Source organism: Kribbella sp., assembly GCF_035687465.1.
Classification (GTDB): domain Bacteria; phylum Actinomycetota; class Actinomycetes; order Propionibacteriales; family Kribbellaceae; genus Kribbella.
Window position 1 is genome coordinate 1 of sequence record NZ_DASRXP010000297.1, and the last position, 12,639, is coordinate 12,639.

13 protein-coding genes and 2 pseudogenes are annotated in these 12,639 nt (G+C 65.6%); 10 read left to right on the forward strand and 5 right to left on the reverse strand.

From position 1 onward, the window contains the following. A partial coding sequence (locus VFG33_RS14950) for an ATP-binding protein (RefSeq protein WP_325026721.1) occupies positions 1 to 1,012 on the reverse strand: 1,012 nt, incomplete at its 3' end. 92 nt (positions 1,013 to 1,104) lie between these two features. On the opposite strand from VFG33_RS14950, the gene VFG33_RS14955 reads away from it, so the two are divergent. The 7 genes and pseudogenes from VFG33_RS14955 (at position 1,105) to VFG33_RS14985 (ending at position 6,405) form a co-directional block, all read left to right on the forward strand. After that, positions 1,105 to 1,314: a hypothetical protein gene (locus VFG33_RS14955; protein WP_325026723.1), complete on the forward strand. Its 210-nt coding sequence runs from the start codon at positions 1,105 to 1,107 to the stop codon at positions 1,312 to 1,314. A gap of 27 nt (positions 1,315 to 1,341) precedes the next feature. Further along, positions 1,342 to 1,677, forward strand: a pseudogene (locus VFG33_RS14960) (integrase core domain-containing protein); the annotation flags it as partial. Positions 1,678 to 1,736: 59 nt separating this feature from the next. After that, the gene (locus tag VFG33_RS14965; protein WP_325026724.1) at positions 1,737 to 1,985 is read left to right on the forward strand and encodes a hypothetical protein; all 249 of its coding nucleotides are present in this window, start codon (positions 1,737 to 1,739) and stop codon (positions 1,983 to 1,985) included. A 315-nt stretch (positions 1,986 to 2,300) separates the two neighbouring features. Further along, positions 2,301 to 3,548 carry a tyrosine-type recombinase/integrase gene (locus VFG33_RS14970; protein WP_325026726.1) on the forward strand — a complete coding sequence of 416 codons (1,248 nt, stop codon included), beginning with the start codon at positions 2,301 to 2,303 and terminating at the stop codon, positions 3,546 to 3,548. 537 nt (positions 3,549 to 4,085) lie between these two features. After that, positions 4,086 to 4,475: a hypothetical protein gene (locus tag VFG33_RS14975; RefSeq protein ID WP_325026728.1), complete on the forward strand. Its 390-nt coding sequence runs from the start codon at positions 4,086 to 4,088 to the stop codon at positions 4,473 to 4,475. Positions 4,476 to 4,569: 94 nt separating this feature from the next. Further along, on the forward strand, positions 4,570 to 5,868 hold the full coding sequence (locus tag VFG33_RS14980) for a tyrosine-type recombinase/integrase (RefSeq protein WP_325026731.1): 1,299 nt from the start codon (positions 4,570 to 4,572) through the stop codon (positions 5,866 to 5,868). Positions 5,869 to 6,225: 357 nt separating this feature from the next. Then, on the forward strand, positions 6,226 to 6,405 hold the full coding sequence (locus VFG33_RS14985; RefSeq protein ID WP_325026744.1) for a Tn3 family transposase: 180 nt from the start codon (positions 6,226 to 6,228) through the stop codon (positions 6,403 to 6,405). Positions 6,406 to 6,688: 283 nt separating this feature from the next. Here the strand turns inward: VFG33_RS14985 and VFG33_RS14990 are convergent, their stop codons facing one another. Beyond that, positions 6,689 to 7,081, reverse strand: a complete 393-nt coding sequence (locus VFG33_RS14990) for a DoxX family protein (RefSeq protein WP_325026733.1) — start codon at positions 7,079 to 7,081, stop codon at positions 6,689 to 6,691. A gap of 322 nt (positions 7,082 to 7,403) precedes the next feature. On the opposite strand from VFG33_RS14990, the gene VFG33_RS14995 reads away from it, so the two are divergent. Next, entirely contained in the window at positions 7,404 to 8,255 is an 852-nt protein-coding gene (locus VFG33_RS14995) for an SDR family NAD(P)-dependent oxidoreductase (protein WP_325026734.1), read from the forward strand. Positions 8,256 to 8,289: 34 nt separating this feature from the next. Here the strand turns inward: VFG33_RS14995 and VFG33_RS15000 are convergent. Next, positions 8,290 to 9,568: pseudogene (locus tag VFG33_RS15000) on the reverse strand (IS701 family transposase). 109 nt (positions 9,569 to 9,677) lie between these two features. Between VFG33_RS15000 and VFG33_RS15005 the strand changes: the two are divergent. Both VFG33_RS15005 and VFG33_RS15010 read left to right on the forward strand, forming a co-directional pair. Beyond that, on the forward strand, positions 9,678 to 10,082 hold the full coding sequence (locus tag VFG33_RS15005) for a type II toxin-antitoxin system PemK/MazF family toxin (RefSeq protein WP_325026736.1): 405 nt from the start codon (positions 9,678 to 9,680) through the stop codon (positions 10,080 to 10,082). A 380-nt stretch (positions 10,083 to 10,462) separates the two neighbouring features. Then, positions 10,463 to 11,401, forward strand: coding sequence for an RNA polymerase sigma-70 factor (locus tag VFG33_RS15010; protein WP_325026738.1), 939 nt, complete (start codon positions 10,463 to 10,465; stop codon positions 11,399 to 11,401). 182 nt (positions 11,402 to 11,583) lie between these two features. On the opposite strand, the gene VFG33_RS15015 is transcribed toward VFG33_RS15010, so the two are convergent. Then, positions 11,584 to 11,766: a hypothetical protein gene (locus VFG33_RS15015; RefSeq protein ID WP_325026740.1), complete on the reverse strand. Its 183-nt coding sequence runs from the start codon at positions 11,764 to 11,766 to the stop codon at positions 11,584 to 11,586. Between the two features lie 30 nt (positions 11,767 to 11,796). Continuing rightward, positions 11,797 to 12,525 (reverse strand): helix-turn-helix domain-containing protein, encoded by a 729-nt coding sequence (locus tag VFG33_RS15020; RefSeq protein ID WP_325026742.1) that lies wholly within the window; start codon positions 12,523 to 12,525, stop codon positions 11,797 to 11,799. Between the last annotated feature and the right edge of the window lie 114 nt (positions 12,526 to 12,639).

The following is a 12,639-nucleotide window of genomic DNA, read 5'->3' on the forward strand; positions in this document are numbered from 1 at the left end:
ACACTAGGGATACTGGACGGCCACCAGGGAGTTCGTCGGCTGTTGTCTCAGCTTGGTCGGGCCAGGTCGATGCCACCACGCTGAACTTCAGCCCCTCTTGACGCCGCAGGCGGATGAGCTCTCGCAGGAAGTCTTGATGAAGGTGGGCGTCGTCGACCACGACACATGACGGTGCCACTATGAGGAGGTCGTCCGCGAGGTATTGAGCGGCTTCCGGAACCGCAAACACCAGGCCTTCATCCGGACCGACCTCGAGCAGCAGCCGGCTTTTGCCGACGCCGGGTACTCCTATCAGCAGGACATCGTCGCCGCGATGTACGTACGACTTGATGTCGGCGATCTCCTGATCTCGACCGACCAGCGCAGTGCTCTGGCCGTCGATTGTGAAGGGCCTGGGAGTCAGCGAATCCATCCGCCCTGTCACGCCAGTGAGAAGCTGCCTCCACTCGGCGCTGCGGACAAGTTCCGTTACCAGCCAGTCGCGCCCAAAGTACTCCGGAAGGGGAAGCTTCGGCGACTGGGTCTGGCAGTACTCGTCCATCTTCGCCCGAGCGGATGCGGTGATGTCTTTCGAGCAGACGATGACGATCTTGTCTACGCGGAAGCCTTCGTGCTTTTGCCAGCTCTTGTGACTTCTTTTGAGGTTGGCGAGCGGATCCCCGGTTGTGGCGAGTACGCGTCCGCGACTCTCCGGGTCGTCAGCAATCACTGCGTAGATGTCGCCATCACGCCCCATGTCCTTCCCTGCTTCGACAGGGGAGATGGACGGGTAGCGGCTCTGCAACAGGGCGATGGCTGTGCGCTCGAACTTGTCCGTGTCGACGCCGATGTCGAGTGCGCGCTTGATTCGATCTATGAGAGGCAACCTGTCCTCCTGCCGCATACCTTGAGCCTGTTCACCGCTATCTGCGGCGGCCCTGGGATTTGCTGATCGCTGGTGCCCAATCGCATCGAACGGCGTGATGCGCAGTGTCCCACCGCGCACTGCCGTGGTCAGCGTAGCGGCGACCATCGACAGTCCACAGGCGATCGAATTTGACGACAGAATGCGCCACGCCAGACCAGATACGTCCTGCTGAGGTCCCGAAGCGGTACCACTGAGACATGGCGGAAGCAGGAGGTTCGTCCGGCCCCGACCAACCCGCGCCCGAGAAGGCAGCATCCGGCAAGGCAAGCGAGACACTGTCTCAGCTCATCGCCCGCGTTCTGACGCAACTCTCGCTGAGTGCTTGGCTGCCGTCCTCGTCACTTGTGCTGTCGCTGGCCTTCGTCATCCAGTTGGGGAATGCCGCCGACATGGCATCGGATGCGTGAACGATGCCGTCAAAACGGCCCGCCCATGGCGTGCCCCAACGGCTGCTGTCGGACAACGGGTCCGCGCTCAACCCGTCGCGGCGCGGGCTCCTGGGCCAGCTCGTCGTCCACGTGATGGCCCTGGGCGTGGGGCCGATCACCGGCAAGCCCTACAAGCCGACCACCCAGGGCAAGAACGAACGCTTCCACCAGACCCTGTTCCGCTACCTCGACAAGCAGCCGCTGGCCACCGATCTGGCCCAGTTGCAGGCCCAGGTCGACGCCTTCGACCACATCTACAACACCCAGCGCCCCCACCAAGGACTGCCCGGCCGCATCACGCCCCTGACCGCCTGGGAGGCCACCGCGAAACCGAGACACCTCGCCCCACACGTGACCTGATCCGCCGTCCCGCCAGCCGGCCCCGACTCACCCGGGCACCGGTGCCCACAGACCTGCCCGACGACACCATCGTCAAGAAGCTGACCAGCAACGGCGTCTTCATCCTGAACAAGGTCCAGTACATGGTCGACGGGCGACGAGGCTTCCAGCAGGTCCTCGTCATCACCGCCGGCGACAAGATCACCGTCACCGACCTCGAAGGCGAGATCCTCATCGAGCACACCAGGCCCGCGCCCGGAGTGACATACGTCGGCAACGGCCACCCCCGCGGCCCACGCCAAGACCCCTGAATCGTCACCGATGTCCTGACACATCCAGTGTCACCGATGTCCTGATGCAGAACCGTCACCCATGTCCTGAGACATCACAGCCGGACAAGGCCATCCGAGCGCAGTGGAGGTGGTGACGGTGGGCTACAACAACCCGCCGATCCCGTGGTCGGAACTGGAACGGACACTATCGGACCGTTCCCGGCCGGACGGGCACGGCGGCCGCCCGGTCGAGGCTGACGTGTTGACCGAACTACGTGGTCAGATCCCTGTGTGTCGGTGCTGCGGAGGCGGGTGTCGAGAGGACGCTGGCATCCGATCCAGAGGAGGCCCTGAATGGCGTCGATGTTCGAGGTTCAGCGGGATGTCTGTGCGTTGGTGTTACCGCGTACTGGCCGGGTGGTGCGGGGCGGTGACGTCGTTCCCTGGCTCGCCATCGACGCACGCGGTGTGACTATTGAGCCGATCAACCGGTTTCTGCGGGACTTCGTCGCCCAGGGCAACAGTGCTGGCAGCGTGCGGAGTTACGCGTACGTGTTGCAGCGCTGGTGGCGTTTCCTAGCGGTGGTCGAGGTCCGCTGGGATCGAGCGACGGCCACGGAGACGCGGGATCTAGTCTTGTGGATGATGCGTTCGGCCAAGCCGGATTCTGCGATGCGGCCAGCTGGCGCACGGCGGGTGGGCGTGAATCCGGTGACCCGTAAGCGGTATCTGGACGATGGCTATCAGCCGCGGACGATCCGGCACAACAACGCGGTACTGCGGTCTTTCGACGAATACTGGATCGAACGTGGTGAGGGACCGTTGCTCAACCCGGTTCCTCGTGATCGGGTTCGTGGTGGCCGGCCGAATGCGCATCACAACCCGTTGGAGCCGTTCAGGCCGGAGGGCCGGTTGCGGTACAACCCTCCGGTTCCTAAACGGGCTCCGCGTGCGATGCCCGATGAGCGTTGGGACGACTTGTTCGGGTCGTTGCGGTCGGACCGGGATCGGGCGCTTCTTGCCCTGGCGATCAGTACGGCGGCCAGGGCCAGCGAGCTGCTGGGTATCAGTGGCGGCGATGTCGACTGGGGTGATCAACTTGTCCGGGTGCGCCGCAAGGGCACGAGGGCGGAGCAGTGGCTACCAGCCAGCCCGGAGTCGTTCATGTGGCTTCGCCTGTATCTGAGCGAGTTCGCGCCGCGATCGCCGGGATCGACGCTGTGGTGGACGTTGCGGCGCCGCAGCCTAGGCGACGAACCGTTGGCATATCGGCCACTCACCTATGACGCGCTTCGAGCGATGCTGCGCCGGGCAAACGATCTGTTGGGTGCGAACTGGACGATGCACGATCTACGCCACACTTGTGCGCTACGGATGGTTCGCGATGAAGGGTTGTCGATGCGTGATGTGCAGACGATCCTTGGCCACGCGCACCTGAGCACCACTGAGATCTATCTCGAAGAAGACGATCTTGAGGTGATCCGCCGCGTTCACCAGCACCTCAACAACCGCCGCGACGCCGACTCTGCAGCGGCGCCGACCGCGGCGCACGGCTATGACATCGCCGACCTAGATGTCCTTCTCGGTGGTGCCCCGCGATGACCGTGGCTGCTGGACCGGCCTGGCGAAGTGCCGACCCGAAAACGCTGTGGCGGCTGCGAGGCGACGCGCTCCCGGGGCCGGCAGGAACCCACGACCACGCGACTGTTGCGGATGTCCTACAGCTCGTCACCGAACCTCCCTCGACGCAGGCGTTCCCGCCGAATGTCCGATCGAGGGCAACACGAGGTGCGCGGGCGATCCTGGACTGGATCAACAGTTCTCCGGGAGCTGGGTGGCGGGATCGATGGGTTGCCTCTGGCGCCGATCGGGGCATGGACTGGATCAGTGCTGTGATCGCCCATTCGCAGGCAGTCCCGCTGGCGAACGATCGGCAGATCGTGCAGGCTGGCTTCAGGGCGTTGATGCTTGTCCATGTGTTGCGGCCGAGCTACGACTGCTTGGCCCAGTACCGTTCCTCGGCGACTGCGACGCTTCGCCGCTATCTCGGCGTCGCTGCGTTCGGGAAGGTCGAGAGCGCCGGGGTGACGCTGGGGCTCACTGGCTCACTGGCTCACTGGCTCACAGATCACGAGTGGTGTGCTGCTGACCAAGGTAGTCCTGCACACCGGCAAGGCCGTCGATGAACTGGCGGCGGCCGATCTACACGAGTACACAACCTGGGTACGGTCGCGTCTGGACGGGAAGTCAGGTGAGGGCTACCGCGCGGCCTGGGAGATGCTGCAGGAAACCGGTGCGGTTTCTGCCGAAGAGACGATGCTGGCGCTGGCCAGTGTGCAACGCAAAGGACCGGAGACTGCCGTCGCCTTGGTGGATCGGTACCGGATCCAGAACCCGGAGATCCGGCGGTTGCTAATCCGGTACCTGAACGAACGCCGCCCTGCGATGGACCACAGCTCATTTGTCACCCTGGCCGCCCATCTTGTGAACCTGTTTTGGGCTGATCGAACGGCATCACCCGGGAGCTAACTCGCTGCATCTGCCGGTTGACGTCGCGGAGGCGTGGCGCCACCGCGTCCGCTTCAAAGCCGATGGCCAGCCTCGCAGGACTGCGTCGAGTGTGATGGGACGGGTTCGAGGGTTCTACCTCGATATCCAGGAGTGGGCGCTGGAGGATGCGAGCTGGGCACAGTGGGCTGCGCCTTCGCCGGTCCGGCCTCGAGACCAGGCTGGACAGGCCAAGGTCAAGCGCGCAACAACGGCACGAATCCATCAACGCATCCGCGAGCGGCTGCCGAAACTGCCTGAACTGGTTGAGACAGCCGAACGGCACAAGGCCGAGCAGCGGCAATTGCTCGCCGTAGCGGCCGCCGTTGACGTCGGTGAGCTCTTCACCTTTGACGGCGTGACCTATCGACGGACCCAGACTGCAGCATCCCTGCGCCACCCGGGTCGCTACCTCATCCACAAGGCGCTGATCGACGATACGGCGACCGGTGAACGCATCGACGTGGTCAAAGCCGAGGATGATGCATTCTGGAGTTGGGCGGTCATCGAAACACTGCGCCACACCGGAGTCCGGCTCGAGGAGCTGGTCGAGATCACTCACCTGGCGCTGGTCTCCTACCGGCTGGCCGATACCGGCGAACTCGTTCCCATGCTGCAGGTCGTGCCCTCGAAGACCGATGAGGAGCGCGTCCTGTTGATCAGCCCTGAGCTCGCGAGCGTGCTGGCCAGCATGATCACCCGGCTGCGCGCCCAGAACGGCGGCACCATCCCACTGGTCGCGCGCTATGACGCCCATGAGCGCGTCGACAGCCCGTTGTTGCCGCATCTGTTCCAGCGCAAGGCCGGATGGCGGGCCTACGCGATGGGTGCCGGGGCGGTCCAGCGGCTGCTCAGCAACACCCTGCAGCGCGCGGGGCTTCGGGACAACGCCGGCGAGCTGCTCCGGTTCACCCCGCATGACTTCCGCCGTATGTTCGCCACCGATGCCGTCGCGGGCGGACTCCCGGCCCACATCGCGGCGAAGCTTCTCGGGCATCGCAGTCTGGCGACGACCCAGGCGTATCTAGCGATCTTCGATGAGGAACTGATCCGCGCCTATCGGGCGTTCCAGCTCGGCACCTGCAGCCGCCCCTACGGTAGCCCGTGTATCCACGAGCACGCCTGCATCCGCTGCCCGATGCTCCGGATCGATCCTCGGCAGCGGCAGCGGCTGGCCGAGATCGCCCACAACCTGGCCGAACGGATAGCCGAGGCCAAGCTCAACGGGTGGCATGGAGAAGTCGCCGGACTCCAGGTCAGCCTCCGCGCCGCGCAGGCCAAGCTCGCGAGCCTGGCCAAGCAGCAACCTCCTGTTGATAGCCGCGATTCGACCGATCTCGGCCTACCAGTCTTCCGTCAGATCACGACGGCCTGACCTCTCGGCGATGATCGTGTCAGGGGCCGAGGTGCCTACCTGCGCCATTGAATGGCGATCACGTCGCCAGGTCCCGCTCATCGGGGTCGCCGTAGTATTCGCCGAAAAGCGGGCGGATATGGCGTAGGCGCAGGTGAAGCGGCTGTCAGCGACCGCGATCGGGTCGAGCAGGTGAGGTCGCGCATGGCCTGCCGGGACGGTTTGAAGTAGCGGGCAGGTTCTCGGGTTTGCGGTGCCGGGATTTCGCCATGAGCTCGAGCAGGCTTGCACCGGATTCGCCGAGGTGAGTGAGGCCCGAGTGCCGCAGTTCGTGCAGGTCCCAGCCGGTGCGAGGTCCGCCGACGGCAGAACTCGATCATCTTCTACGGCAAGAACTCCGAACTGGTGTCCAACCGGCGCGACGAAGATGAGATGAGCGTGCTGTGCCTGCGGATCTGCCAGGCCGCCATGGTCTACGTCAATACGGTCATGATCCAGAACATCCTCGCCGATCCCGACTGGGATGCGTGCTCACCGCCGAGGACGAGCGTGGTCTGACCCCGCTGTTCTGGTCGCAAGTGCTCCCTTACGGCGAGGTCAAACTCACCATGAATTCCCGGCTCGCCCCGGAGAATGAGTCCACCTCATGAGGCGGTCGCCCTGGGAGCTAATCGGCTCGTGCACGCTGGTCGGGAACGGCCGAGCGGTCCGCAGGAGCCGCTTGCTGCGCGCCGAGTGCGGACCGCCGCCGTGGCCGAGCTCTACTTCGTCACGCCGCACACGGCAGTCAGCGTCGGTACCGCCGAACCGCATGGCACGATCCGCTGGCGACTTATCCGAGTCAGCCGGTGAAGGATTCGGGGCCGAAGCGGCCCCAGGCCACGAAGGCGGCAAGGGCGAGGTAGACGAGATTCAGCGCGACGTACTTGTACTGCCCAAGGCGACCATGGGTGATCATTGCTCCGATCATCAACAGGATCCAGCAGACGGCTGTCACTGGCACCATTACCGGTGCGATGTCGAGCGCGGCGGGAAGAGTCAGGCCAGCCGCGGCCAGGATCTCGAGGACCCCGAGGGTTTTGACGAAGGCAGCGCTTGCGTGCATGGTCCATCCCCCACCGGTTTTCGCGCTCAGTTCGTCCAGCTTGCCCTTGGGCATGAAGGCCTTGCTGATGCCGCCGGACAGGGCGACGGCGGCGAGCAGCCCGGCAGCGATCCAGAGGGCGAGGTTCATAAGTTTCTCCTGAGGTGCGGGCGACTTGGGTTCGTCCTCGATCTGGCGGAACCCTTCGTCGCAGCCTGCCAGGCGATGCCGTTCGCGGGCGTCCCTGCCGGCTGCTCTGTGGTGTAACTGTCGGGCACTAGACACCGACGGCGCTGCATGTGTGACACCACGCCGGTGTGACGTGCGCCGCCGTACGAACGACGACATCTCTGATGCTGATCACCTGTTTGTGGCGCACGTCATGTAGCTGCGGTGTCACAAAGGACCGAGTCGCTGACGTCTCATGTCGGACCAGAGGGCTCGATCTCGGATCAGGACAGGGAAGTAATTGATGACTATGACGGAGCAAGGAACGGGTTCGCTGGCCGGGAAGGCGGCGGTCGTGACCGGGGCGGGGTCCGGTATCGGCGCGGCGACTGCGGCAACGCTTGCGGCCCTGGGAGCGCGGGTGTGCTGTGCCGGACGTAACGTCGAGCGCGTTGAGCGGACGGCCGAGAAGATCGTGGCTGCTGGTGGCGAGGCGTTCGGGCTGCGGGTCGACGTGGCATCGCCCGAGGACAACGATGCGATGGTCCGCGAGACAGTTGCCCGCTACGGCGCCGTACACATCGCACATCTCAACGCCGGAACGGGGCACTGGGCAGGTGTTCTGGAGTACCCGTTGGAGGAATGGGACCGCACGATGGCGGTGAACCTGCGCGGTGTAATGCTCGGTCTGCAGGCGGCGGGTCGGGCGATGCGCGACGTGGGTGGTGGCTCGGTTGTGGTCACCTCGTCGGCGGCCGGGCTCACCGGTGTTCGGATGTCATCGGCGTACTCGGCGTCGAAACACGGTGTGATCGGTTTGGTCAAGTCGGCTGCCCTGGAGCTGGGACCGATCGGTATCCGGGTCAACACCATCTGCCCGGGGTACATCGCCAGCAACGATCTCCTGCAGAAGATGGGCGAGGAACTCGACATCGACAGCCGATTTCCACTACGCCGACCGGGGCGCAGCGAGGAGGTCGCCGACCTGGTCGCATTCCTGGCCAGCGACAGCGCGGCGTTCATCACCGGCAGCGTGTTCACCATCGATGGCGGCTGGCTGGCCGGCGGCATCGACCTCCAGGATGACTCGGTGGATCAAACAACCAGCGCCGACCGGGTTGCCGCCCTTGCCAACACGTACTCCCCGTACTTGTAGTGCTCGTTAGTACTACAGCCGTTGATCGTGATCTTCATGCTTGAGCGGCTTGACGCCGGTAGTGGCTGGTCTGGGATCGAGCCTGGTGGCGGCGTCGCCAGACGGACCAGCGAAGTCGGTGGGCAGGGTCAAAGACGGTCCGGTTGACGAGCGTGATGAACAGTCGTTGGATCTCGTCACAAGTGAGCGGTATCAGCTCGTCGGGCGAGGGATGACCCTCGTGTTCGTTCGCGCGGAGGACAGCGAGGAAGGCATGCGCGAGCATGGCCAGGGTGACCCAGCGGGACCAGGACGGGTAGCGGCGGACCTGGTGCTCGTCCAGGGCCGCCAGGCCCTTGCCGGTCTGGAAAAACTCCTCGACCCGCCACCTTGATCCAGCGACGCGCACCAGGGTGGTCAGCGGCACTGCGGCAGGCGAGAGCAGCGGTAGTAGGCACGTTCGCCGGTGCTGCGGTTGCGGCGGATCAGCAGCTGCCGGCTCCTGGGCCGGGGATCGGTGAGGTCGATGACGGCCCAGTCGTAGAAGCGGTGGCCCTTGGCTCCGGCCCCTGCGGACAGCTTCTGCCAGGCCTTCTTGGGCATCTTCCTGGCCAACATGTCGGCGCGAAACCTCCGGGCGCCTGTGGTGACTTCGTGCGAGCAGGCCACCGCGAGGACGTAGCCGGTGCCGCGTTCCTCCAGCGCGGTGCGCAGCCTCGGGTTGCCGCCGTAGCCCTCGTCTCCCGCGACCCAGGCGGCCCGATGGCCGGCATCGAGGAATCGGGTGACCATGCGAGCGGCCAGCTCCGGCTTGGTCGCGAACTCCGTATTGTCACCGAGGCCGGCGGCCCGGCAGCGGTCGGGATCGGAGGTCCAGGAACGCGGAACATAGAGCTCCCGGTCAACTGCGGCGTACCCGCGGCGGCCGGCGTAGACCAGGTAGACGGCGACCTGCCCGCGGTGCCGGTGTACTGCCGCTGGACTCCAACGGTGTCGGTGCCTTTCTTCACGTCGCCGGTCTCGTTGACCACCAGCACCGCCTCGTCGTCGTCGTGCAGATGCTCCACCACGTAGTCACCCACCTCGTCGCGGACCTGGTCGGCATCCCACTTCGCCCTCCCGAGCAGGTGCTGCATGCCGTCCGGGGTCCTGTCCCCGGCCCACTGGCGATGGTCCAGCAGTTCTTGCGCGGCAGGACCGACAACAGGCCGAGTACCAACTTCCGGGCCCGGCGTCGGGATTCGACCCGTGTGAAGCGTCCCGCTATCCGGCTCATCAGGCCCTCGAACGCCTCCCTGCCAGCAGGCAGGGTCTACGCTGTGACCTGCGGCCACCGCATGATCGTTTGTCGTCACACACCGATGATCAACGGTGGCCGCACCCGTCTCCACACCGCGTCAGGTCGCGCAGCGTCTGCCTGCCGTCCTGTGTATCGGAGGGCTTGTGCAACGTGGCGAAGTCTGGTGGGTCCAGTTCGACGAGCGGAGGTTGGTCGTACTGCTGTCAGGAGACGACGCGTCCGGGTTCCAGGTGATGCAGGTCGTCGCTCCGGCGGGCCTCGACATCACGGGTCTGGGCATCGAAGTGACGGTCGGCGCCGGTGAAGGGCTGCCGCTCGAAGGCGTGCTGCGGCTCGCGTTCCCGCGTCCAGGCTTCACCCCGTGCACGTGGCTGACCACCGTGTCCCGGGACGACCTGATAGAGCGGGCGGCCGTCCTGTCCTCCAGGAAGCTCAGCGAGATCGACGATGCCCTCCGACTCGCTGAACAAGCACAGGAGCGGACCCCGGCAACGACCGCGAAGCTCAGCGAGATAAGGGACGCCCTCCGTCGCGGTGAACTCGGGTAGACGGAGAAGGAGCCGACGCCCGCGACGGCATGGGCGATCTCGGGCGAGATGATCCACGCTGGACACCTGCCGCCTCGACGCCCCTCACCATCGAGATCACGATCTACGGCTGGAGTATTAGAGCGCGTGGGCAGACATCGACTTCGATGAGCATGGGGTGTCAGCGCCCCGCAGCCTCGGCCTCGCCGTACTGCGGGGCCGGCATCTGCCTCTTCAGGGAGGTCGACGAGTGGTGTTGATCATCTTCGGGCCCCTGCTTTGTCGTTCGGTGTCACAAAACGGTGGGGCCGGTGTCTTATGGATGACACAGTCGAGAACCGAGAGTCAGGAGCCGCCCATGGCCGGCATGTTGCGGGCCGCGCCGGAGGTCGTGGCGGGACGTGAATGAGAACGGCCGCCCAGACCCCGCTACTGAGGTGTTCGTTGCCCACCGCAACCTGCTCTTCACAGTCGCCTACGAGATGCTTGGCTCAGTTGCCGACGCCGAGGACGTCCTGCAGGAGACCTGGCTGCGGTGGATGGGCGTCGATCTCGACACGGTGCGGAATAAGCGTGCCTACCTGGTCCGGATCATCACCCGGCAGGCGCTCAACCGGCTGCGTACGCTCACCCGGCGCAAGGAGTCCTACATCGGCCCCTGGTTGCCCGAACCGCTGCTGACCGCGCCCGACGTGGCCGAGGACGTCGAGCTGGCCGACAGCGTCTCGATGGCGATGCTGCTGGTGCTGGAGACGCTCACGCCGACCGAGCGGGCGGTGTTCGTGCTGCGCGAGGTCTTCGAGATACCGTACGGCGAGATCGCCAAGGCCATCGGTAAGTCCGCGGCCACGGTTCGGCAGATCGCGCGGCGAGCACGCGAGCATGTGGCGGCTCGGCGGCCGCGGGTGCAGGTGAGTCGATCGGAGCAACAGGCCGTGGTGGAGCGGTTCCTGCTCGCGTTGCGAACCGGGCAGTTGCGGGAACTGATGGAGATCATGGCGCCGGACGTGGTCCTGATCGCCGATGGTGGCGGGCTTGTGCCCGCCACTCGGGCTCCAATTCACGGGGCCGAACTGGTGGCGAAGTTGCTCGCGCGCCTGAACCGGGTGGTGGCCACGTTCGAGACGACGACCGTGTGGCTCAACGGCGCGCCTGCGGGCCGGATCGAGATCGACGGCGAGCTGGCTGCGCTGAGCCTCGTCGTGGAGAACGGGCGGATCACCCAGATCTACGCGATGGCAAACCCGCGGAAGCTGGCGCGACTCGATGAACCGGCCGAACTCGCCCGAACAGCGTCATCGTCGGTCAGCTCGCCGGTCACCTCGCCCAGCAAGGTCTGATTCCGGGCTCTACGCTCCGGCCGCAGCGCACGCAATCGACGCCGCAACCTCGCTGTATCGCGTGGGCTCCTGCTCTGTCTCTGCTCCGTGGGACGTTGCCAAACGGTGCCTAGTGATGCGAAACGGTGGGCAGATCGGCTGCCTTGGATGGCGGCTCGGGTTTGCCGGGGCGAGCCGCCGCGTCAAGCTTGAAGAACGTCAGTTGGTTGCCGCTTTGAGCTCGTTTTGTGCTTGGCGAGCCAGGCGGCGAAGGACTGGAGCTCCGGGTTGAGTTCGCGGACCAGGTCCAGGTCTCGGTCGCCGGTGAAGCGGTCCGAGTCCTGGGCGTAGAACTGGAACATGTTCGCGCAGTCCCGCGCATTCATCGGCAGCTGGACGCGGCGACGATGGGTCCATCACAGGAGGTCGGGGTCTTCGAAGGCTTGTTGGAGGGCTTGGGTGGCGGCGGGGTTGGGGGCTTTGCGGTCGAAGTAGTGGTCTTGGGTCATGGAGACGCGGGAGTGGCCTAGTTGGTCGGCGGCGCCGCGGGCTGTTTGGCCGGCGTCGTCGAGGGCGGTGGCTACGGCTTTGCGGAAGGCGTGGGAGGTGATCCAGGTGAGGGTGTCTGTGGGGACTGGTTCGGCGGCTTGGTCGACCTGGGTGAGGAGTGCTTCGGTTGCTTCTGGGGTGCGGGTGTAGGTCGAGAGGAGGGTGGTGGCCGTGGTGCGGTCGACTTTGGTTCGGCCGGTTTCGATGAGTTCGATTTTGGTCTTGGGCCAGTTGAGGGTCTTGGTGACTTGTTCGCGGGTTAGGCCGGCTTCTCGGCGGGCGGCGTGGAGGGCTAGGCCTAGGTCGCGGCGGGCGGTGCTGCCGACGGGGGAGAGGGCTGTGCGGAGGGATCGGCGGACGTTGGTGGGGTCGCGGTAGCCGCCGAGGGTGTCGGCGAAGATCGGGTCGTCGAGGCGGATGCCGGCGGCTGATCTGGTGCGGAGGGTGGCGACTAGCCAGTTGGGGAGGCCGAGGGTGCGGTTGCCTGCGGCGGATTTGGTGTGCTTGCGGAGGAGGCCCTCGCGCTTGATGCGGACGATGGTGTGGGTGATGTTGACGGTTCCGGCGTCGAGGTCGAGGGCCTCCTCCGCAAGCACACCAAATCCGCCGCGGGCAACCGCACGCTCGGCCTCCCCAACTGGCTAGTCGCCACCCTCCGCACCAGATCAGCCGCCGGCATCCGCCTCGACGACCCGATCTTCGCCGACACC